Source organism: Streptomyces sp. NPDC038213, assembly GCF_055600495.1.
In genome coordinates, this window is record NZ_JBVJYM010000003.1 from 1 (window position 1) to 20,634 (window position 20,634).

Here is a 20,634-nt window from a genome sequence, read left to right on the forward strand (position 1 = left end):
GTCCGACAACCGCTCACCCGCAGGCGACTTGACCTGCCCCACCCTCGCCACACCACAACCAACGAGCACAGAACATCTAAGTCACCAGCATTGGGATTAGCCCTTATGGGGTTTAGCAGCGGCCGGTGCTGTGGTGAGGGGTCGGGCCACCCCGAGTCCCGTCTAGACCCCGGCTATCCACCCCGGCGGGGGTCCCACCCGACCCCGTCTATCCAGCCTCGCCGGCGATTGAGGCGCGGGGTCTGGGGCGGAGCCCCAGTTCGGGAAGGGGCGGGTAGGGGAACCAGCACCGCGCAGCGGCCCCCGCTACCCCCGGCCCACCTCTCTAGCCCCCGGCCCGGGTCGGAGAGGTTCTCCGGTGTCTGCTCGCATGTCTGACTGTGCGGCCGTCCCGCGGCACCCTGTCAAGGGCGCTCCCTTCGGTCGCGTCGCTGCGCGATGGCCCTGCGGGCCACCCTTGACAGCGCACCACGGGACGTCAAGTCCCAGACTTGCCAGCAGCCACAGGAGAAAAAGCAGCAGGGGGACCAGGACCCCGGCAGGCCAGCATCGGCCAGGCGCACCCCGTTCCCCTGGACCCCCGCCCTCCGGGCGGAAAGACCACAAGCCGCGGCGGATCGCTACACAGCCGCGGCCGTCTCAGCGGCCTCCGGACCGGCCAGGGCTGGGCATAGGCCGCCGGCGATCGCTACGCGCTCCGGCTGTCTCAGCGGCCTCCGGGCCGCCTCCGGCTGGGCAGAAGCCGCCACCGACCGCTACCCGGCCAGGCCGGCCCCGGCGGCAGCCGGACCGCCCGGGGCCGAGGGGTGCGACAGCCCAGCAATCCGCCGAGCCGCCCTCCCGTGCCCCACGGCCCGCCCAGCGGAACTCAGCGCACGGCAGCCCGCACGCTTCCACCCCACCACGGGACGAAATGCTGCCTGCCGTGCTCTGTGATCCGCTGGGCGGGACTTTCGGCGGGGAAGGAGGCGGGCGGGGTTGGGGACCGGCCCGGGGCGGGCCGGTCCGGGGGTGGGTCGGTGTTAGGCGGTGGCCGAACGGGTGGTCGCGGGGCGCCACATGGCCCACACCTTGGGGCCTCCGCCGGGCAGTTCCAGTTCTGCGACCACGGAGAAGCCGAAGTGCTCGTAGAAGGGGATGTTCTCCGGCTTGGAGGACTCCAGGGATACGGGCATCCCCTCGGCGTCGGCCTTGGCCAGGCCGGAGCGGAGCAGGGCCGCGCCGTGGCCCTGTCCCTGCGCGGCCGGGTCGGCGCCCAGGACCGCCAGGTACCAGTGGGGTTCGCGCGCGGGGGCGGCGGCTGCCGCCGCGACGGCCTCGCGGTAGGCGGCGGCCCGGTCGCCGAGAATCTCGTCGAGGGCCGCCAGGGCCTCGGGGCCCGGCATCGACTTGTCCAGCGCGTGCGGCGCTACCCAGAAGGCGGCGGCAGCGTCGGTCTGTTCGCAGAAGCCGTGGGGGCCGTACTGGTGGGTGTGGAGCGCGGTGAAGTAATCGCGCATCCCCGCCTCGCTGCCGGGGCCTTCAGGGAAGAACCACAGCATCATCGGGTCGTCGCTGAAGGCACGCGCGAGAGTGGTGCTGACCGTTGACGCGTCGTCGGGCGTTATCGCCCGGGGAGTGTTCGTTTTCGGCATACCGGTCATTCTGCAATTTGTGATCTTTAGTCCTGACGCCGGGTCCCCTCGGTGGACAGATACAACTGCGGGGGTTGGTTGGCCAGTTACTGGAAGGGGCTCCAGTCCGCTGGGGCGCGTGCTGATGCCTGGACCTGGGCGGGTGCCCGTCGCCGTCGGGGGGCTGCTGCGCCCCTAGGCGGGCGGTCCACGAACCGGCGGCAGGCCGGGCATTCGGCCCGGCCCCTGACGTGTGTTGAATACCGCCCGGCGGATCGCAGAGCACGGCAGGCGGGCGTGGCATCGGTGGTGGGGCGGGTGTGTGCGGTCTGCCGTGCTCTGAGTTCCGCTGGGCGGGTCGCGGAGCACGGGAGGGCGGCTCGGCGGGATCCTGGGCTGCCGCGCCCCTCGGCCCGGGGCGGTCCGGCTGCCGCCGGGCCGGGCGGAGCGCGTAGCGATCGGTGGCGGCCTATGCCCGGCCCCGGCCGGGCCGGAGGCCGCTGAGACGGCCGCGGCTGTGTAGCGATCCGTCGCGGCTTGTGTCGGTTGTCTTTCCGCCCGGAGGGCGGGGGTCGGCCGGTGCTCTGGCTCGCCTGGCCGACGCTGACCGGCCTGGGCCTTGGTCCCCCTGCTGCTTCTTCTCCTGTGGCTGCTGGCAAGTCTGGGACTTGACGTCCCGTGGTGCCCTGTCAAGGGCGGAGCGCCAGCGGAGTCGCGCAGCGACGCGACCGGAGGGAGCGCCCTTGACAGGGTGCCGCGGGACGGCCGCACAGTCAGACATGCGAGCAGACACCGGAGAGCCTTCCCGACCCGGGTCGGGGGCGACACGGTGGGCCGGGGGTAGCGGGGGCCGCCGCGCGGAGCGAGGTTCCCCTACCCGCCCCTTCCCGAACTGGGGCTCCGCCCCAGACCTCGCGCCTCAAACGCCGGCGAGGCTGGAGGGTCGGGGTCGGGTGGGACCCCTGCCGGGGTGGATAGCCGGGGCGCGAAGGGACTCGGGGTGGCCCGACTCCTCACCACAGCACCGGCCGCTAACCAAACCCCGTACGTGCTGATCCCCGTACCCGGGCCCCGCCCCGGGGTTGGTGGGCAAACACCGGTCGGGTGGAGTGCCGGGGCGGGGGAGGAGACCCGGGCCCGCAGCTGGACGACGTACCCGGGCCCCGCCCTGGGGGTGGTGGGCAAGTACCGGTCGGGTGGAGTGCCGGGGCGGGGGAGGAGACCCGGGCCGGGGGCTGATTTCCGTACCCCGGACCGGAGTTGGGTGCCGTACGACCGGCTCGTCCTCGGGTGGGCGACGGTCCGTGAGGTGGAACTCCTGGGTCGGGACGGGGCGGTTGTCAGGCGGTGTGGGGGGTCAGGGGGTGGGGGGTTCTCATGGCCAGGGAGACGGCTTCGATTGCGCTGTTGAAGGAGACCTCGGCCAGGACGCCGGGGGCGGCGACCTGGTCGCCCGCCAGGTAGACGTCCTGGCCGCGGTCGACGGCCGGGCGGTCGCGCCAGGTGGTGCCGGGGAGGTCGACCGCGCCGGTGCGGCCGGTGGCCACGGCCTCGCGGCGCCAGGTGGTGCGGTCGCGCCAGCCCTTGTAGCCGAGGTCGAGGAGGCGTTCGGCGCGCTCGATGCCGACGGCCTTGGACTGGTCGGGGGCGATGGGCAGTTGGGCCTGGAGGAGTTCCTCGCCTGTGGGGGCGAGGGTCTTGTCCTGGGTGGTGAACCGCTCGATCCAGCCGGGCTCGTCCAGGTCGGAGAGGGCATACAGGTCGCCGCGGCGGGTGCGCAGGGCCAGGTCGAGGAGGACGGTGCGGCCGCTCTCCCAGGTGAGGGAATCGTCGCCGAGGAGCTTGCGGGCGGCGGGGAGGGAGGTGGCCACGACGACCGGGCCGTCGGGGAGTTCGTCGATGCGCGAGCCGGTCTCGATGACGGCGCCCAGGTCGCGGGCGCGGGCCGCCATGCGGTCGATGACGGACTGCCAGCCGCCGCGCGGGAAGCGGGCCTCCGGCGGGAACTTGGCCACCCGGCGCAGCCGTTCCTGCACGAACGCGGCCGACAGAGAGCCGACGTCGTGGTGGAAGAGGGCGACGGCCAGGGAGTTGGCGACGGCGCGGGTGTCCTCCTCGCCGATGATCCTCGAGGCCCAGGTGTGGAAGTCGAGGTCTACGGGCGCGTCGGAGACCGGGCGGCGGGCGAGCTTGACGAGCGAGAGCGGGGGCATCGCGCGCAACCTGCCGCCGCGGCGCACGCGCAGCCGGGTGGAGTCGACGAGCCCGACCGGGGCCAGGGGGCCGAGCAGGTCGCGCTGGAGGAGCCAGGGCCAGTGGGGGCCGCCGTTGTAGAAGGCGTGGGGGCCCTCGTTGGTGCGGTACGGGCCTTCGGCGGTGCGGGCGCGGCCGCCGAGGGTCTGGTGGGACTCGTGCACGGTCACCCGGGCGCCGGCCTCGGCGGCGCTGATGGCCGCGACCAGTCCGGCGAAGCCGCCTCCGATGACGGTGAGCTTGTCCATGGTCTCCCTCTTTCCGTGCCGGGTGGGTGGAGCGCTGTGCGGGTGCGGGTGGTCGTGCGGGGTTTCGGTGAGGGGACGGGTGGGGGGCGGTGATCTGTGACATGGATGCGGAAAGTTTTTCTCCCGTGCAGGTCAGGGGGGGGTGTCCCGGTGGTGCCGGGGGAGTGTCGGCGGGGGTGGTCATGATGGGGGGATGGCTGCGAAGAAGAAGAGTCGGGCGGTGCGGCGGGCCGAGGTGCGGCTGCCGGAGCTGAGGGCGTTCGGCGGCGCGGAGCTGGAGCCGGACGGGGATTACGACGGGCTGGAGTTCCGGGACCTGGACCTGGCGGGGCAGGAGGCGCCGGGGGCCCGGTTCCTGGACTGCGGGGTGTACGAGTGCGTGCTCGACGAGGTGGCGCTGCCCCGGGTGCGGTTCCTGGACTCGGTGCTCTCCGGGGTCAGGGGGGTGGGTACGGACCTGTCCGGGGCGGTGCTCCAGGACGTGGAGGTGGTGGATGCGCGGCTGGGCGGGGTGCAGCTGTCGGGGGCTGGGCTGGAGCGGGTGGTGGTCCGCGGCGGGAAGATCGACTATCTGAACCTGCGCATGGCCCGGCTCAGGGACGTGGTCTTCGAGGGCTGCGTGCTGGTGGAGCCGGACCTCGGGGGCGCGGTGCTGGAGCGGGTGGAGTTCCGGGACTGCGTGCTGAGGGGCGTGGACCTCACCGGGGCGCGGCTGGCGGACGTGGACCTGCGGGAGGTCGCCGAGCTGTCCGTCGCGCGGGGGGTGGACCGGCTCGCGGGGGCGGTGATCAGCCCTGCGCAGCTGCTGGACCTGGCGCCGGCGTTCGCGGCGCAGCTGGGGGTGCGGGTGGAGGCGTAGGCCGTCCCGGCCGGGGAGGCGGGCAGGGGGAGGCGTACTGCCGTACCGCCGCCCTGGTGGTCGGGGGCGGCGGCGGTGGTGTCCGCGGTGCGGTGCGTGCTGGTGGTGGCGGGCGGACGGCACGCGGATGCGGTGCCGGTCAGGTCACCCGGGGGAAGCGGGCCTGGAGGGTCCAGATGGCCGGGTTGTCGGCGAGGCCCTCGTGCATGTCGGTGAGGTCGGCGACGAGGTCGTGGAGGAAGTCGCGGGCCTCGCGGCGCAGCAGCCGGTGGCTGAAGGTCAGTGGTGCTTCCTCGGCGGGCATCCAGTCGGCTTCGATGTCGACCCAGCCGAAGCGGCGCTCGAAGAGCATGCAGTCGCTGGACTCGGTGAAGTCGAGTTCGGCGTACTGGCGCTCGGCGGAGCGGCTGCCGCGGGGGTCGCGGTCGAGCTGTTCGACGATGTCGCACAGGGCCCAGGCGAAGTCGAGGACGGGCACCCATCCCCAGGCTGTGGACACCTCCCGGTCGGCCTTGGTGTCGGCGAGGTAGACGTCCCCGCAGAAGAGGTCGTGGCGCAGGGTGTGGACGTCCGCGGTCCGGTAGTCGGTCTGCGGGGGGTCCGGGAAGCGCCGGGAGAGGGAGTAGCCGATGTCGAGCACGTGACCGATGGTGTCACGGGCCGCGCGGGGTGTGCACCGCGCGGCCCGTGAGTCAGGGGGCCGGGACGGGCCGGAAGCGGGCCGGCGGGGTCCGGCGCGGGCGGGCCGGTCGGGCCGGGGGTGCGGCCGTGGCCGCCGTGCGGGGTCGGGGGCCGGGCCCGGGAGCGGGCGGAGGGTGGGGCACTCGGGCTCGCTCCTTTGCCGGGTCCGGGTGGGGGGTGGCTGAGAGAGTGCCAGCGAAAGGGGGTTTTCTGACAGGTCTACGACAAGTTGGCGGGCACGGTTGTCCGAACTCAGGTCATGGATGTCCGGAATCCGACCGGGAATCCCCGCCTCCGCCACCCGGGGAGGCCAGCCCGGCGGCGCTCCACCCGCTGGCACCTCACCGGGTGAGCCCCGGCCCTGCGGACCCGCGAAGCCCCGCCGGCCGCCCCCGCCCTCAAGGCAGGAGCCGCTGCTCCTTGGCCACGGCGACCGCGCCCGCCCGGGTGTCCACACCGAGCTTGTCGTAGATGCGGCCCAGGTGGGTTTTGACGGTGGCCTCGCTGATGAAGAGGGCGCGGGCGATGTCGCGGTTGCCGAGGCCGTGGGCCAGCTGGCCCAGGATGTCGAGCTCGCGGTCGGTCAGCGTGGGCCGGGTGCCGCGCATCTGGGCCATGACCCGGCTGGCCACGGGCGGCGACAGGGCGGTGCGGCCCGCCGCGGCGGCGTGGATGGCGGCGAAGAGCTCCTCGGGGCGCTCCGCCTTCAGGAGGTAGCCGGTCGCCCCGGCGCCGATGGCCCGGGTGATGTCCGCGTCCGTGTCGTACGTGGTGAGGACGAGGACGTGCGGCGCGTCGGGGGCGGCGGTGATGCGGCGCGTGGCCTCGACCCCGTCGATGCCCTCGCCCAGCTGGAGGTCCATGAGGACCACGTCGGGGCGGAGCTTGGCCGCGAGGGCGACCGCCTCCTCACCGCTGCCGGCCTCGCCGACCACCTCGATGTCGGGTTCGCTGCCGAGCAGGGCCAGCAGTCCCGCCCGGACCACCACGTGGTCGTCGCACAGCAGGATCGTCGTCGGCGGGGTCGTCATCGGGGGGTCTCCGGGGTGGGGGAGGGGGCGGAGGAGGGGGCGGGAGGGGCCGTGGCCGGGGCGCCGGCGGCCGTCGCGGGTACGGAGACCGAGAGGACCGTGCCCTCGCCGGGCGCTGATTCCAGGGTCAGCGTGCCGCCCAGCTGCCGCACCCGCGCCCGCATCGCCGGCAGCCCGTGCCCGCGCTCCGGGGTGCCGGGCGGGGCGGCCGCCCCGGGGGCCGGGGGTGCGAAGCCGTGGCCGTCGTCGGCGATGTCGAGCAGCACCTCGTCGCCGAGGAAGCTGAGGGTCAGGCCCGCCGTACGGGCCCCGGAGTGCTCGCGTACGTTCGCCAGCGCACCCTGGGCGATCCGCAGCAGCGCCGATTCCGTACGGTCGGGCAGCGCCACCGGTACGCCCTCCAGGTGGAAGCGGACGGTGACTTCCGGGCCCGCGTCCAGCGCCCGCAGGGCGTCCGCCAGCGAGGCCCCGTCGGCGAGCTGCGGCGGGGCCAGGTCGGCGACCAGCCGCCGGGCCTCGGCGAGCCCGCGGGCCGCCACCCCGGCGGCGGTGTGCACGTGGGAGCGGGCGGTGCCGGGGTCGGAGTCCCAGGTGCGCTCGGCGGCCTGGAGCAGCATCTGCTGGCTGGACAGGCCCTGGGCGAGGGTGTCGTGGATCTCCATGGACAGCCGCTGCCGCTCCGCGAGGGTGCCCTCGCGGCGCTCGGTGGCGGCGAGCTCGCGCCGGGTGCGGATGAGGTCGTCGATCAGCTCCCGCTGGGCCTGGGCCTGCCGTTCCATGTGGACGTACACGGCGGTGGCCAGGGCGGCCACGGCGGGCGGTGCGAGCAGCAGGTTCGGGTCGAAGCCGGTCGCGAGGCGCAGCTGGGCGGCGACCACGAAGGCCGTCAGCAGGGCCACCAGCACCATCGCGGCGCGCGGCGGCAGGGTGCGCAGCGCCGTGAAGAACAGGGGTACGGCGCACCAGGCGAAGCTCGGCGCGAGGAGCACCAGTACGACCCAGACGGCCAGGACCAGCCCGAGCCAGACCAGCCGGCGCACGGTGGGCGCCGCCCCCAGCACCGGGCCCAGCACGTAGAGCAGGGCCAGGGTCAGGCTGAGGGCGAGGATCCAGGGGGTGCGCGGTTCGCCGGGGTGCCGCATGAGGAAGCGGGCCAGGGAGGCGCCGAGGAGGAGGAAGAAGGCGGCGTGCGCGACCGTGGCGAGGGAGCGGACCCCGGCCGGGCCGGCGGGCGGTCCGGGGGGAGGCCCGGCGGGCGTTCCGGGGGCGGGTCCGGCGGGCGGGGTGCCGTCCGGGCCGGTGGCCGCGTCGCCGCGCTGCCGTGCCATGGGTGACCTCCGTGCCTGTGCCCTGTGCCTGTGCCGGGCCCGTTCCTGCCCGTGCGGGCGCCGCGCCGGGGCGCTGTCGCGCCGCCTGCCCATCATCTCCCCACCCGGGCGGGGGGTGGCGCATCAACCGATCGGCTGACCCGCGGGTCAGCCGGTACGCGGGCCAGGGCCAGCCGGTACGCCGAGGGGGCGGGCCCGGTTGCGGACCCAGGTTGGGAGCAGCCCCACCGAAGTCCCCGAAGAACCCCGAACGAGGAGCACTCCATGAAGACCCGTACCCGTGTCGCGACCGGTGCCGCCGTTGCGGCCGTCCTCGCCGCCGGCACCTTCGGCGCCGTGAACGCCAGCGCCGCCGCTCCCGCCGCCCAGGCCGCCCCGGCCGCGGCGGCGAAGAAGGACGGCGACCGGAACTTCACCACGAGCACGCACCTCACCGTCGACGCCGCCACCCGCGCCGCCCGTGCCGCGCTGAAGGCCGCCGAGGCCGAGAACCAGCGGGTGACGGTGGCCGTCGTGGACCGCAACGGCAACACCCTCGTGACCCTGCGCGGCGACGGCGCCGGCCCGCAGTCGTACGAGTCCGCCGAGCGCAAGGCCTTCACCGCCGTGTCGTGGAACGCCCCGACCTCGGTCCTGGCCGGCCGCCTCGCACAGGCCCCGAACCTGAAGGACATCCCGGGCACGCTGTTCCTCGGCGGCGGCACCCCGGTCCAGTACAAGGGCGCCCCGGTGGCCGGCATCGGTGTCGCCGGCGCCCCGAGCGGCGACCTGGACGAGAAGTACGCCAAGGCCGGCGTCGAGGCCGTCCAGGACTGACCCCGCCCGGGCCCGGGGCCCCACGGCCGCCCCCCGGCGCCGTGCCCCGGGCCCAGCCCCCGGTGCCCGATCCGTACCGTTTGGGAGCCCCCGCTTAGGATCGTGAGCGTGGAACACGCCCCCAGCCTGCGGATCATCGCCCCCGCCACCGCCGCCCTGCTCGCGCTCACCGCGCTGACCGCCTGCACGGGCGGCGCGGTGCAGGGGCGGCCGGGTGCCTCGGGCCTGCGCGACCCGTACTTCCCCCGGGCGGGCAATGGCGGCTACGACGTGTCCCACTACGGGATCACCCTCGACTACGACCCGCGCACCGGGCGGCTCGAGGGCACGGCCGCCGTCACCGCCACCGCCACGCAGGGCCTGAGCGCCTTCAACCTCGACTTCTCGGGGCTGACGGTGGACTCGGTCGAGGTGGAGGGCGAGGGGGCGCGGTTCAACCGGGCCGGGCAGGAGCTGACCGTCCGCCCCGCCGACGACCTCAGGAAGGGCGAGACCTTCCGCACGGTCGTGCGCTACTCGGGGGTCCCGGAGGCCTACGAGGACCCGGACGGCTCCGAGGAGGGCTGGATCCGGACCGCCGGCGGTGCGGTGGCGGTCGGCGAGCCGGTGGGGTCGATGACCTGGTACCCGGGCAACCACCACCCCTCCGACAAGGCCCGCCACGACATCACCGTGACCGTCCCGAAGGGCTACGAGGCCGTCTCGAACGGCAGCCTCCGCTCCCGCACGGAGCGCGGCGGCCGGACCACCTTCCGCTGGCACGGCTCCGACCCGATGGCCACCTACCTGGCGACCGTCGCGATCGGCCCGTACAAGGTCTCCACCGGCCGGACCAAGGCCGGCGTGCCGCTGTACACGGCGGTCACCCCGGCGGAGGCCGCGGAGAGCGCCGGGGCCCTCGGCGAGCTGCCGGAGATCGTGGACTGGGGCGTACGGCGCTTCGGCCCGTACCCCTTCGACTCGGCCGGCGCGATCGTCGAGCGCGGCGGCACCCTCGGCTACGCGCTGGAGACCCAGACCCGGCCGGTCTTCCCCGGTGCGCCCGACGTCCCGCTGCTCGTGCACGAGGCGGCGCACCAGTGGTTCGGCAATTCGGTGTCGCCGAAGACCTGGCAGGACATGTGGCTCAACGAGAGCTTCGCGACCTACGCCGAATGGCTGTGGGAGGAGGACCACGGCGGGTACACCGCCGAGGAGTACTTCGACGCCTTCTACGAGGGCGACACCGACGTGGACGCCAGCGCCGGGGAGCCGGTCTGGGAGTTCCCGCCCGCCGAGCCGCCCGGCCCCGAGGACGTCTCGGGCTCGCCGGTCTACTACCGCGGCGCGATGGTCCTGCACCGGATCCGGCAGGAGGTCGGGGACAAGGCCTTCTTCGACCTGGTCCGCGGCTGGGCCCGCGACCACCGGCACGCCAACGCCGGTACGGAGGAGTTCACCCGGTACGCCGAGCAGCGCACGGGCCGGGACCTGACGGAGGTCTGGGACGACTGGCTGTACGGGGAGGGCAAGCCGGAACTGCCCTGACGGGCGCCGGTCAGGGGCGTCGGCCGGTGTCGGTGCGGTGCCGCTGTGGTGCCGGTGCGGTGCCGGGCCCGGCAGCGGGGAGACGCGCGGGGCCCCGCGGACGCACGCGTCCGCGGGGCCCAGCCGGTCAGAGGTCTCAGACGTTGACGCCGAAGTCCTGGGCGATGCCCGTCAGGCCGGAGGCGTAGCCCTGGCCGACCGCGCGGAACTTCCACTCGGCCCCGTTGCGGTACAGCTCGCCGAAGACCATGGCGGTCTCGGTGGCGGCGTCCTCGGAGAGGTCGTAGCGGGCGATCTCGGCGCCGCCGGCCTGGTTGACGACGCGGATGTACGCGTTGCGCACCTGGCCGAAGTTCTGGCTGCGGGAGTCGGCGTCGTAGATCGACACCGGGAAGACGATCTTGTCCACGTCGGCGGGGAGGCCGGCGAGGTTGACGTTGATCGCCTCGTCGTCGCCCGCGCCCTCGCCGGTGCGGTTGTCACCGGTGTGCACGATGGTCTGGTCCGGGGTGGACTTGTTGTTGAAGAACACGAAGTGGCCGTCGGAGACGACCTTGCCGAGCGCGTTGACCGCGATGGCCGAGGCGTCGAGGTCGAAGTCGACGCCGGTGGTGGTCCGGACGTCCCAGCCGAGGCCGACCGTGACGGCGCTGAGCCCCGGGGCTTCCTTCGTGAGCGAGACGTTGCCGCCCTTGGACAGGCTTACCGCCATGGGATGTCCCCTTCTGTTCTTCTGATCCTCGTGGTCCGTCCGCGGTGGCCGCGCGCCCGCCGGACGGTGGGACCGGCCGGGTACGAAAGCTACCGCTCACCTTCATAACGCGGCGAGGGGTCCCGCAGGTTCCACCGCGCCCAAAAAGGGGTGACGGGCCGGTGCCGGCGCGGGATCATTGGCCCATGCCTGGTCCTTACGTCATCCGCGGTTCGGTCGTCCTGCCGGAGTCCGAGCTCGTCTGGCGTTTCTCGCGTTCGTCCGGTCCGGGCGGGCAGCACGTGAACACCTCGGACTCCAGGGCCGAGCTGAGCTTCGACCTGGCGGAGACCAAGTCGCTGCCCGAGGTGTGGAAGCAGCGCGCGCTGGAGCGGCTGGCGGGCCGGCTGGTCGGCGGGGTGGTGACCGTCCGGGCCTCCGAACACCGCTCGCAGTGGCGCAACCGCGAGATGGCCGCGGTCCGCCTGGCCGCCCTGCTGGCGGAGGCGACGGCGCCGCCGCCCAAGCCGCGCCGGGCCACGAAGATCCCGCGGGGGATCAACGAGCGGCGGCTGCGGGAGAAGAAGGCCCGCGCGGAGACCAAGCGGGGCCGCTCCGGCCGCGATTGGTGACCGCCGGGCCCGGCGCGCCCCGGCCCCGCGGACCCCGCCCCCGCCCCGGACCCCACCCCCGTGCGGGTCCGCTCGCAGGCCGGTCCGGGCCGGGCCCGGTCAGCCCAGGTGCCGGTAGCGCCCCTGGAAGTACGTCAGCGGGCCGCCCTCCGAGGCCGGTACGGCCGCCGTCAGGACCCGTCCGATGACCAGCGTGTGGTCCCCGGCCTCGACCCTCTTCTCCGTACGGCACTCCAGGGTGGCCAGCGCCCCGCCCATCAGCGGGGCCCCGCTGACCTCCCCCCGCGCGTACGGCAGGTCCTCGAAGAGCAGCCGGTCGCTGATCCGGCCCTTCATGGCGAACCGCGCGGCCACCTGCCGCTGGCCCTCCGCGAGCACCGAGACCGCCCACAGGGGCTGCTCGGCGAGCAGGTCGTCCATGCGCGAGCCCTCGCGCACGCTGACCATCACCAGCGGCGGGTCCAGGGACACCGACAGGAACGCGGTCGCGGTCATCCCGACGTCCTCGCCGTCCGGGCCGCCCGCACCGAGCGGGGGCTCCTTGGCGGTGATCAGCACCACGCCCGCCGCGAGCCGTGACATGGCGGCGCGGAACTCGTCATTGCTCACCCCTTCAGCATGAGGGGTCACAGGTCTCGTCTTCAGCACGCCTGGAACGCTAGTCTCGCCCTTCCGCGCCGCACATCGGACCACGGTCCGAGCCGCGACCTAGGCCGGACGGCCCATGCCCGCGTACACCGTGCGCGCCGTTTGCTGCCGGGAAGGGCGGGGAGCGCTCCCAGTGCCGGTCGCGCCCTGAGGCCTCCGGTTTTCATCTGATGTGACTTAAGTCACAGAGGGCAAGATTTGTTGACCCTGTGTACCGGCGGAACAGCTCACTGTGATTCAGTGGAGCGGACACCGCAACGAAACGCCGATGACAAACCTGGAGTTGCTGTCGAGGTCTCGGGGAGAGCGAGCAATGGAGACCGAGTCGGAGCCGTACGTCCGTCTTGCGACCCTGCGGCAGCTTCACCAAGTAGTGGCCGAACTGAACACGGCCAGGAGCCTCGCCGACACCCTCCAGACCGTCGTCGACGGCATCGTCGTCGGCCTCGGGTACGAGCTCGCGTGCGTCAACCTCGTTCGCCCCGACGGTGATCTGGTCGTCGCCGCCTTCGCCGGGAACCCCGCCGCCGAGGCCCTGATCACCGGCCGCGTCGGCTCCCGCACCTCCTGGGAGCGCCGCCTGTCCATGGGCGAGTCCTGGGGCGACCTCCGCTTCATCCCGCACACCGAGGGCTGGATCCTGCTGGAGGACGACGTCCCCCAGTGGCACACCGAGGGCCCCGAACCGCGCTTCGAGGACGAGTGGCACCCCGAGGACCGGCTGTACGCGCCCATGTACGCGTCCGGCGGCGAACTGCTCGGCGTGATTTCGGTAGACAAGCCGCGCAACGGGCGCCGGCCGGGCGCCTGGGGCCGTGAAGCCCTCCAGATGTACGCGTTCCAGGCGGCCATTGCGATCAGCAATGCCCGCCTCCGCGCGAACATGCAGCGCGCACTCGTCCGGCTGGAACGGGAGCAGCAGGCGCTGCGCGCCAGCGAGGAGTCCTTCCGGCAGGCCTTCGAGTACGCGCCCAGCGGGATGGCCATCGCCGAGATGGGCGGTGACCAGCACGGACGCCTGCTGCGCACCAACGACGCCCTGTGCCGGCTGCTGGGCCGCCCGGCCTCGGTACTGCGCCGCTACTCCTTCTCCGACCTGGTCCATCCGGAGGACATCGGCACCCTGCTGCGGACCTCCGCCGAGGGCGGCCGGGCCGAACTGCGGCTGGGCCGGCGCGACGGCTCGTACGTCTGGGTGTCGCTGCGCAACTCCGTCGTCGCGGACGCCGCCGACGGCCCCCGCTTCCTCCTCACGCACGTCGAGGACATCGAGGAGCGCAAGCGGCACGAGCTCCAGCTCGCCCACCGGGCCAGCCACGACTCCCTGACCGGCCTGCCCAACAGCGCCGAGCTGCGCTCCCGGCTCGCCGCCCGGCTGTGCCGGCGGCCCCTGTCCGCGCGGGCCAGCGCCGTGGAGGCCCTGGACGCGGCGTACGACGGGCGGCCGGCGGAGGGCGGGGGCGGCGAGCGGGGCGCGGAGCACGGCTTCCCGCCCGACGGGTACCGGCCCGAGGGCTACCCCGACCCCTTCGCGGAGGGGGCGTACGCGGGCGTGCCGCCCGGTGCGGCCGGGCCCGGCCCGTACGACCACCACGTGCACACGGTCGCGCCCGCCACCGAAGTCGACGACGGTACGAAGGGGCTCGCGGTCCTCTTCTGCGACCTCGACGGGTTCAAGTCGATCAACGACCGCTTCGGGCACCACACGGGTGACGCGGTCCTCATCGAGGTGGCCCGGCGGCTGACCACCGGGGTCCGGGACGGGGACACGGTGGCCCGGCTCGGGGGTGACGAGTTCGTCGTCCTCGCGGACGGGCTGGGCGCGGCCGACGCCGCCGACCTCGCCGTCCGGCTGCGCAACGCGATCATCCCGCCCATCCGGGTGGACGGGCGGGCGGTCCGGGTCGGGGCGAGCTTCGGCATCGGGTGGGCCAGTTGCGGAATGTCCGCGGACGAGGTGCTGCGCTCCGCCGACCAGCGCATGTACATCGAGAAGAGGTCGCGTTCCAAGGCCCACCGCAGGGCCGGCTGAGGGTATCCGGAGCCCGTGGGTTCACGTGTTCGGGGTAGGCTCCCGGGGGTCGAAAGGAGTGACCTGCGATGACGACGCCCGCGAACAACGGACCGAACGGCGGCGCGAACACGCCCGAGGACGACGACCCGTTCGGCTACCTCTACGCGGACGGCCAGGCGGCCGGCGCCACCCCGCCCGGGCAGGGCGGCGGCTACGGCTACCCGGGCCAGGTGGGCGCTGCCCAGCCCGGCGTCCCCAGGACCTCGTACAACCAGGTGCGCACGGTCGGCGAGCGGACGTACGGCGGCCAGCGCGCCCAGGTTCCGCCGCAGCAGCACGCGCAGGGCGGCTACCAGCCCCCGCAGCCCCAGTACCCGGCCCCGGAGACCCTCGCGGCCGGCGGTTACGGCGTCCCGCAGCAGAGTTACGCGCCCCCGGCCCCGCCCCAGCGCGGCTCCGGCCGCCGCGGGCTGCTGATCGGCGCGGTCGCGGTGGTCGGCGCGGTGGTGATCGGCATCAGTGTGGCCATCATCTCCTCGAAGGGCGACGAGAAGGACAAGGACCCCGCGGCGGGCGGCGGGAACCAGGCCTCCGAGGCCCCCGAGACCCCGGGCGGCGAGTCCCCGAAGCCGGAGCCCTCGAAGAAGGCCGAGAAGGAGCTGCCGAAGGCGGACGCGGCCTCCGGCCCCGGCGTGGCCCTGGCGGGCGGCGCCCAGGTCCAGAGCGGTATAGAGGGCGCCAAGAGCGCGAACGGCCAGTACGTCGGCGGCTTCAACACGGTCGGCGCGTCCATCACCTGGACCGTGGACGTCCCCAAGACGGGTGACTACACGCTGTTCGTCAACTACGGCGTGCCCGGCAAGGACGCGAACGCCACCCTGACGATCAACGGGAAGGTCCAGGAGCGCCCGATCAACCTGGAGAACTTCGCGCGAGCGGCCGAGGGCCAGTGGAAGGACGGCTGGACCCACAGCTACTCGTGGCTGCACCTCTCGGCCGGTACGAACGTGCTGAAGATGTCCTGCGAGCAGGGCAACCAGTGCGACGCCGTGATCGACCAGATCCGGCTGGCCAAGGGGAACGTGAAGAACTGACGGCCGCAGCGGCCCGCCGTCCCGCGGCGAGCCGCTGCGCCGAGCTAGATACGCCCCACTTCAACGCACAGGGCGGCGACCCAGCCGATGCGGCTCCCGTACTTGACCTGAAGCCAGTCGTTGTCAGACGGCCCGCCCGGCCAACAGGTGTATGAGCCACCGTTGTTGTTCCTGGTGCAGTTGGTCGTCGTGCACGCGACTCGGGTCCGCGGGTTGGAGATCGTAGCGATCTTGCTTGACGAAGTGCTCGCGCTTGTCCGGATGTTGAACGAGTGACCGTTCGACATCCAGACCCCTGCGATCTCGGCGCTGTGGGCCTGCCCCGGCAGTGCCAGGATCGCTGCCGCTGCGACGCCCGCAGTAGTCAGGGCTGTCCGGAGTTTGGTGTTCACTGTGACCCTCTTACGTATCGAATGCATGTTCGATACGTAAGGGTAGGGCGCTGCGCCCGGGTCTCCTGAGGGTCTGGGGCCGCGCGCCCTAAAAGTGTGTGAAATTGTCTGATTGTCCCCCTAGCCCGCCGTCACGGTCACCTTCTCCCGCAGGAGTTCATAGGTCCCCCGGTCGAATTCCCCGGCCGCGGGGGCCTTGACCGTTGCGGCGGAGAGGGCGACCGCGTGGGTGAGGCGGGTGGGCCAGTCCTGGTCTCGGGTGAGGCCCGACAGGAGGGCTGCGACGGCGGAGTCGCCGGCGCCGGTCGGGTTGCCGGACATGGGGGCGGGCGGGGCGGCCTGCCAGATGCCCTGCGGGGTGGCGGCGAGCAGGCCGGCGGGGCCGAGCGAGGTGACCACGGCGCGGGCGCCGCGGCGGCGGGCGGCCAGGGTGGCGGGCAGCGGTTCGCGGGAGCCGGTGAGCTGGGCCAGTTCCCCGGCGTTCGGCTTGACGATGTCGGGCCGGGCGGCGACCCCGCGGCGCAGCGGCTCCCCGCTGGTGTCGAGGAGTACGGCGGCCCCGGCGGCGCGGGCGGTGCGGATCAGGGCGGCGTACGCGCCGACGGGCACGCCCGGGGGCAGGCTGCCGCAGAGGGCCACGGCGCGGGCGCCGGCGGTGAGCTCCTCGTACCGGGTGAGGAAGGCGGTCCACTCGGCGGGGGTGATGACGGGCCCGGCCTCGTTGAACTGGGTGGTGTCCCCGCTGGTCTCGTCGACGACGGCGAGGGTGCGGCGGGTGGTGCCGGCGCAGGGCACGAGGGCGTCCACGACCCCGGGCGAGGAGGCGGCCAGGGAGCTGCGCAGCACTTCGCCGACGGGTCCGCCGGCGAAGCCGGTGGCGGTGACGGGGTGGCCGAGGGCGTCGAGGACGCGGGCCACGTTGACGCCCTTGCCGCCGGGCCGCTCGGAGACGTCGGAGACCCGGTGCGAGGCGTGGGCCCGCAGCTGCGGCACGTGGTACGTCACGTCCAGTGCGGTGTTCAGCGTCACGGTCAGGATCATCGGTGCACCCCCCAGTCTTGTGCCGGGATCATGCCAAACGGAAGGCGGCCCGCCCAGTCCTGCGGGCGGGCCGTCTCGCGGGTACCAGCCGGTCGGCGCAGTCCCGCCGGGCGGGTGCGGCCGGCCGGCGGGCCGCTGACCGGAGGTCAGGTACGGGCGGCCGCGGGCGGGGTGACGATCCATTCGCCACGCCGCATGACCCCCTCGAGCTCGAACTCGGCGTCGAGGACGACGAGGTCGGCGTACTTGCCCGGGTCGAGGGAGCCGACCTGGTCGTAGAGGCCGAGGAGTTTGGCCGGGTTGGCGGAGATCGCCTGGACCACGGCTTCGACGGGGAGCCGGTCGACGGTCGCGGACCGCTTGAAGGCGGTGTCCAGGGTGAGGGTGGAGCCCGCGATGGAGCCGCCCTCGACGAGCCGGGCCACGCTGTCCTTGACCTCGACCTCCAGCGGGCCGAGGTGGTAGGTGCCGTCGCCGAAGCCGGCGGCGTCCATGGCGTCGGTGATGAGGGCGACGCGGTGGGCGCCGGCGTGGTGGAAGGCGAGCTCCAGGGCGGCCGGGTGCAGGTGGGTGCCGTCGTTGATCAGCTCGACGGTGACCCGCTCGTCCTCCAGCAGCGCGGCGATCGGGCCGGGCGCGCGGTGGGCGAGTGCGGGCATCGCGTTGAAGAGGTGGGTGGCGACGGTGGCGCCCGCGTCGATGGCCTCGACCGTCTGCTCGTACGAGGCGTCGGTGTGTCCGACCGCGGCGATCACGCCGTGCTCGGCGAGCAGCCGTACGGACTCCAGCCCGCCGGGCAGCTCGGTGGCCAGGGTGACCATGCGGGCGTGGCCGTGGGCGGCGTCGAGGAGCTTGCGGACCTCGGCCGGGTCGGGGTCGCGCAGCAGGTCCTCCTTGTGCGCGCCCTTGCGGCAGGGGGAGATGAACGGGCCCTCGAAGTGGATGCCCGCGATATCGCCCTGCTGGGCGATCTCGGCGAGGAGCCCGGCGCGGCGGGCCAGCTCGTCGAGCTCGCCGGTGACGGTGGAGGCGACGAGGGTGGTGGTGCCGTGCTCGCGGTGGGTGCGGACGCCCTTGAGGACCTCCTCGGGGGTGCCGGAGGTGAAGGAGGCGCCGCCGCCGCCGTGGTTGTGCATGTCGACGAAGCCGGGGACCACCCAGTGGCCGGTGAGGTCGAGGACGGGGGCGCCCTCGGGGGCGCTGCCCGCGATGCGGGCGCCCTCGACGATGACCCGCCCGTTCTCGACGGTTCCGGTCGGCAGCACCACCCTGGCGCCGGAGAGGACGGTGGTGCGGGCGCTTCCGGACATCAGGCGGATACCTCCGTGGCGAGTAGGTCCCAGGCGAGCAGGCCCGCGCCCAGGCAGCCGGCGGTGTCCCCGAGGGCAGCCGGCACGATGTTCGGCAGCCGCTGGAACGTCACGCGTTCCCGTACGGCCGTCCGTAGTGGTGCGAACAGGGTTTCCCCGGCCTCAGCGAGCCCGCCGCCGATGATCAGTGTGCGCGGGTCGAGCAGCGTGAGGGCGGTGACGAGGCCGTCCGCGAGGGCGCCGACCGCCTCGTTCCAGACGGCCGCGGCCTTCGGGTCCCCGGATTCCACGGCCTTGGCGCAGTCCGCGGCGTCCGCTTCGGGGTCCCCGCTGGCGTCCGCCCACGCGCGCGTGACGGCGGAGGCGGAGGCGAGGGTCTCCAGGCAGCCGTGCTGCCCGCAGCCGCAGGCGGGGCCGCCGGGGCGGACCACGATGTGCCCGATCTCGCCGGCGTACCCGTGCGCCCCGGCCTCGATGCGGCCGGCGATGCCGATGGCGCCGGCGATGCCGGTGCCGAGCGGGACGAACAGGAAGCGGTCGGCCTCGCGGCCGGCGCCGATGCGGCCCTCGGCGAGGCCGCCGGTGCGCACGTCGTGCCCGAGGGCGACGGGGAGCCCGCCGAGCCGCTCGCTGAGCAGGGCGCGCAGCGGTACGTCACGCCAGCCGAGGTTGGCCGCGTAGACGGCGGTGCCGAGGTCGGCGTCGACGATGCCGGGGACGGCGACGCCGGCGGCGCGGGGGCTCTCGCCGAAGCGTTCGCGGCCCAGGTCGTGCAGGTCGGCGGCGAAGGCCAGGATCGACTCGACGACGGCTTCGGGTCCGCGCTTGCGGCCGGTGGCCCGGCGCGCCTCGTGCAGGAGTGTTCCGTCCGCCCCGACCAGGGCGGCCTTCATCCCGGTGCCGCCCACATCGAGGGCGATGACGTGTTTCACGGGTTTCACGAAGGACAGTCTCGCGCGTGTGTAGGGGAAAGGTCTAGTCCACTGGGGGGGGATTGTTGAGCTGCCATACAAAATCGGGCCCGAAGTCCGTGCCGAATCGGCCACCTCGCCTGTAACCGGAAGGGTCTGGTGGTGTAGACCTTACGGACGACGTACGGGAAACGAGCGGGACTACAAGGGTGGGAATGTCTGTGAATCGCCGGTACCGGAACCTGTCTGCCACAGCCGCCGCACTGTCTGCGACCCTGGCCCTGGCCGGCTGCGGCACCGTCACCGGGAACAACGAGGTCACCCTCCGCCTCGTGGCGGCCGACTACGGTGACAATCCCGAGAACTCCTCCAAGAAGTACTGGGACTCCCTCGCCGCCGCCTTCACCGAGAAGAACCCCGGCATCAAGGTCGAGGTCAGCGTCTACTCCTGGGAGGAGGTGGACGCCAAGGTCGCCGCCATGGACAAGGCCGGCGACGCCCCCGACATCGCGCAGATCGGCGCGTACGCGGACTACGCCGCCGAGGACAAGCTGTACTCCACCGACCAGCTGCTGTCCGTCACCACCGAGGCCGACTTCCTCGCCCCGCTCGCCGACGCCGGCAAGATGCGCCGCGTCCAGTACGGCATGCCCTTCGTCTCCAGCACCCGGCTGCTCTTCTACAACAAGAAGCTCTTCACCGAGGCCGGCATCGCCCAGGCCCCCACCACCTGGGCCGAGCTGGAGGCCGCCGCCAAGAAGCTCAAGGGCGTGGCCAAGACCCCCTTCGCGCTGCCGCTGGGCCGCGAGGAGGCCCAGGCCGAGACCATGATGTGGCTGCTCGCCGGGGGCGGCGGCTACACCGACAGCGACGAGAGCTACTCGATCGACTCCCCGCAGAACGTCAAGACCATCGACTGGCTCAAGGACCACCTCTACGCCCCCGGCCTCACCGGCCCCACCGCCCCCTGGAAGCTCAACCGCCAGGACGCCTTCGACGCCTTCGCGCGTGGCGAGGTCGGGATGCTCAACGGCCACCCCACCCTCATGAAGCAGGCCGCGGACAAGGGCGTGCAGTTCGGCATGGTCCCGCTGCCCACCGAGACCGGCCAGGAGTCCCAGGCCATGGGCGTGGCCGACTGGGTCATGGCCTTCAAGAGCGGCGGGCACCGCAAGGAGGCGGGCAAGTTCCTCGACTTCATGTACGAGGAGAAGAACGTCACCGAGTTCACCGGCACGTACGACCTGCTGCCCGTCACCACCACCGGCTACCGGGCCATGCTCGGCGCCACCGGCGGCAGCTCCGAGCAGCTCAAGACCTTCCTGTCGGCCCTGCCCAGCTCCCGGCTCTACCCCGTCGGCAAGAAGTCCTGGGCGGCGGTCAGCGAGGACGTGAAGCAGAACATCGGCAAGGCCTTCATGCCGGGCGGCCGCGCCGACAAGGTCCTGGAGGAGATAGCGGGCACCGCCCGCACCGCCGACGGCTCGATGACCGAGCAGGGCTGACCCCTCCCCGGTGGCCGGGGGCGGGCGTCACAGCCCCCGG

17 protein-coding genes are annotated in these 20,634 nt (G+C 73.5%); 7 read left to right on the forward strand and 10 right to left on the reverse strand.

Annotated features, from left to right (window positions below):
• Window positions 1–1,022: 1,022 nt before the first annotated feature.
• Together ACZ7JZ_RS05345 and ACZ7JZ_RS05350 are read right to left on the reverse strand one after the other, a co-directional pair.
• Complete coding sequence (locus tag ACZ7JZ_RS05345; protein WP_470933439.1) at window positions 1,023–1,643, reverse strand: GNAT family N-acetyltransferase; 621 nt, start codon at window positions 1,641–1,643, stop codon at window positions 1,023–1,025.
• 1,310 nt (window positions 1,644–2,953) lie between these two features.
• Entirely contained in the window at window positions 2,954–4,114 is a 1,161-nt protein-coding gene (locus tag ACZ7JZ_RS05350; protein ID WP_470933441.1) for an FAD-dependent oxidoreductase, read from the reverse strand.
• Window positions 4,115–4,307: 193 nt separating this feature from the next.
• On the opposite strand from ACZ7JZ_RS05350, the gene ACZ7JZ_RS05355 reads away from it, so the two are divergent.
• Window positions 4,308–4,973 carry a pentapeptide repeat-containing protein gene (locus tag ACZ7JZ_RS05355; protein ID WP_470933443.1) on the forward strand — a complete coding sequence of 222 codons (666 nt, stop codon included), beginning with the start codon at window positions 4,308–4,310 and terminating at the stop codon, window positions 4,971–4,973.
• Window positions 4,974–5,112: 139 nt separating this feature from the next.
• Here ACZ7JZ_RS05355 and ACZ7JZ_RS05360 read toward each other — a convergent pair whose 3' ends face one another.
• The 3 genes from ACZ7JZ_RS05360 to ACZ7JZ_RS05370 all read right to left on the reverse strand — a co-directional run bounded on the left by ACZ7JZ_RS05360 (window position 5,113) and on the right by ACZ7JZ_RS05370 (window position 8,013).
• Complete coding sequence (locus tag ACZ7JZ_RS05360; RefSeq protein WP_470933445.1) at window positions 5,113–5,613, reverse strand: hypothetical protein; 501 nt, start codon at window positions 5,611–5,613, stop codon at window positions 5,113–5,115.
• 439 nt (window positions 5,614–6,052) lie between these two features.
• Window positions 6,053–6,685 (reverse strand): response regulator, encoded by a 633-nt coding sequence (locus tag ACZ7JZ_RS05365; RefSeq protein WP_470933447.1) that lies wholly within the window; start codon window positions 6,683–6,685, stop codon window positions 6,053–6,055.
• Window positions 6,682–8,013: a sensor histidine kinase gene (locus tag ACZ7JZ_RS05370; protein ID WP_470933449.1), complete on the reverse strand. Its 1,332-nt coding sequence runs from the start codon at window positions 8,011–8,013 to the stop codon at window positions 6,682–6,684. The genes ACZ7JZ_RS05365 and ACZ7JZ_RS05370 overlap by 4 nt, the downstream gene beginning before the upstream one ends.
• A gap of 264 nt (window positions 8,014–8,277) precedes the next feature.
• On the opposite strand from ACZ7JZ_RS05370, the gene ACZ7JZ_RS05375 reads away from it, so the two are divergent.
• Both ACZ7JZ_RS05375 and ACZ7JZ_RS05380 read left to right on the forward strand, forming a co-directional pair.
• On the forward strand, window positions 8,278–8,829 hold the full coding sequence (locus tag ACZ7JZ_RS05375; protein ID WP_470933451.1) for a GlcG/HbpS family heme-binding protein: 552 nt from the start codon (window positions 8,278–8,280) through the stop codon (window positions 8,827–8,829).
• Window positions 8,830–8,937: 108 nt separating this feature from the next.
• Complete coding sequence (locus tag ACZ7JZ_RS05380) at window positions 8,938–10,356, forward strand: M1 family metallopeptidase (protein WP_470933453.1); 1,419 nt, start codon at window positions 8,938–8,940, stop codon at window positions 10,354–10,356.
• A gap of 136 nt (window positions 10,357–10,492) precedes the next feature.
• On the opposite strand, the gene ACZ7JZ_RS05385 is transcribed toward ACZ7JZ_RS05380, so the two are convergent.
• Window positions 10,493–11,068, reverse strand: a complete 576-nt coding sequence (locus tag ACZ7JZ_RS05385) for a TerD family protein (protein WP_470933455.1) — start codon at window positions 11,066–11,068, stop codon at window positions 10,493–10,495.
• A gap of 185 nt (window positions 11,069–11,253) precedes the next feature.
• On the opposite strand from ACZ7JZ_RS05385, the gene arfB reads away from it, so the two are divergent.
• The gene (gene arfB, locus ACZ7JZ_RS05390) at window positions 11,254–11,679 is read left to right on the forward strand and encodes an alternative ribosome rescue aminoacyl-tRNA hydrolase ArfB (RefSeq protein WP_470933457.1); all 426 of its coding nucleotides are present in this window, start codon (window positions 11,254–11,256) and stop codon (window positions 11,677–11,679) included.
• A gap of 99 nt (window positions 11,680–11,778) precedes the next feature.
• On the opposite strand, the gene ACZ7JZ_RS05395 is transcribed toward arfB, so the two are convergent.
• Window positions 11,779–12,327, reverse strand: coding sequence for a flavin reductase family protein (locus tag ACZ7JZ_RS05395; RefSeq protein WP_470933459.1), 549 nt, complete (start codon window positions 12,325–12,327; stop codon window positions 11,779–11,781).
• Window positions 12,328–12,640: 313 nt separating this feature from the next.
• Here ACZ7JZ_RS05395 and cdgB point away from each other — a divergent pair, with 313 nt between their 5' ends.
• Window positions 12,641–14,359, forward strand: a complete 1,719-nt coding sequence (cdgB, locus tag ACZ7JZ_RS05400) for a diguanylate cyclase CdgB (RefSeq protein ID WP_470933461.1) — start codon at window positions 12,641–12,643, stop codon at window positions 14,357–14,359.
• Between the two features lie 68 nt (window positions 14,360–14,427).
• Window positions 14,428–15,435, forward strand: coding sequence for a CBM35 domain-containing protein (locus ACZ7JZ_RS05405; protein WP_470933463.1), 1,008 nt, complete (start codon window positions 14,428–14,430; stop codon window positions 15,433–15,435).
• Window positions 15,436–15,947: 512 nt separating this feature from the next.
• Here the strand turns inward: ACZ7JZ_RS05405 and ACZ7JZ_RS05410 are convergent.
• The 3 genes from ACZ7JZ_RS05410 to ACZ7JZ_RS05420 form a co-directional block, all read right to left on the reverse strand.
• On the reverse strand, window positions 15,948–16,868 hold the full coding sequence (locus tag ACZ7JZ_RS05410; protein ID WP_470933465.1) for a 1-phosphofructokinase family hexose kinase: 921 nt from the start codon (window positions 16,866–16,868) through the stop codon (window positions 15,948–15,950).
• Between the two features lie 146 nt (window positions 16,869–17,014).
• Window positions 17,015–18,178 carry an N-acetylglucosamine-6-phosphate deacetylase gene (gene nagA, locus ACZ7JZ_RS05415; protein WP_470933467.1) on the reverse strand — a complete coding sequence of 388 codons (1,164 nt, stop codon included), beginning with the start codon at window positions 18,176–18,178 and terminating at the stop codon, window positions 17,015–17,017.
• The gene (locus tag ACZ7JZ_RS05420) at window positions 18,178–19,110 is read right to left on the reverse strand and encodes an ROK family protein (protein ID WP_470934156.1); all 933 of its coding nucleotides are present in this window, start codon (window positions 19,108–19,110) and stop codon (window positions 18,178–18,180) included. The genes nagA and ACZ7JZ_RS05420 overlap by 1 nt, the downstream gene beginning before the upstream one ends.
• A gap of 194 nt (window positions 19,111–19,304) precedes the next feature.
• Between ACZ7JZ_RS05420 and ACZ7JZ_RS05425 the strand changes: the two genes are divergently transcribed.
• Entirely contained in the window at window positions 19,305–20,594 is a 1,290-nt protein-coding gene (locus ACZ7JZ_RS05425; protein WP_470933469.1) for an extracellular solute-binding protein, read from the forward strand.
• The last annotated feature ends 40 nt before the right edge of the window (window positions 20,595–20,634 follow it).

Coding starts and splice junctions, on each gene's coding strand:
- ACZ7JZ_RS05345 (WP_470933439.1), bottom strand. CDS start 1,643: ATGACCGGTATGCCGAAAACGAACACTCCCCGGGCGATAACGCCCGAC.
- ACZ7JZ_RS05350 (WP_470933441.1), bottom strand. CDS start 4,114: ATGGACAAGCTCACCGTCATCGGAGGCGGCTTCGCCGGACTGGTCGCG.
- ACZ7JZ_RS05355 (WP_470933443.1), top strand. CDS start 4,308: ATGGCTGCGAAGAAGAAGAGTCGGGCGGTGCGGCGGGCCGAGGTGCGG.
- ACZ7JZ_RS05365 (WP_470933447.1), bottom strand. CDS start 6,685: ATGACGACCCCGCCGACGACGATCCTGCTGTGCGACGACCACGTGGTG.
- ACZ7JZ_RS05370 (WP_470933449.1), bottom strand. CDS start 8,013: ATGGCACGGCAGCGCGGCGACGCGGCCACCGGCCCGGACGGCACCCCG.
- ACZ7JZ_RS05375 (WP_470933451.1), top strand. CDS start 8,278: ATGAAGACCCGTACCCGTGTCGCGACCGGTGCCGCCGTTGCGGCCGTC.
- ACZ7JZ_RS05385 (WP_470933455.1), bottom strand. CDS start 11,068: ATGGCGGTAAGCCTGTCCAAGGGCGGCAACGTCTCGCTCACGAAGGAA.
- arfB (WP_470933457.1), top strand. CDS start 11,254: ATGCCTGGTCCTTACGTCATCCGCGGTTCGGTCGTCCTGCCGGAGTCC.
- cdgB (WP_470933461.1), top strand. CDS start 12,641: ATGGAGACCGAGTCGGAGCCGTACGTCCGTCTTGCGACCCTGCGGCAG.
- ACZ7JZ_RS05405 (WP_470933463.1), top strand. CDS start 14,428: ATGACGACGCCCGCGAACAACGGACCGAACGGCGGCGCGAACACGCCC.
- ACZ7JZ_RS05410 (WP_470933465.1), bottom strand. CDS start 16,868: ATGATCCTGACCGTGACGCTGAACACCGCACTGGACGTGACGTACCAC.
- nagA (WP_470933467.1), bottom strand. CDS start 18,178: ATGTCCGGAAGCGCCCGCACCACCGTCCTCTCCGGCGCCAGGGTGGTG.
- ACZ7JZ_RS05425 (WP_470933469.1), top strand. CDS start 19,305: ATGTCTGTGAATCGCCGGTACCGGAACCTGTCTGCCACAGCCGCCGCA.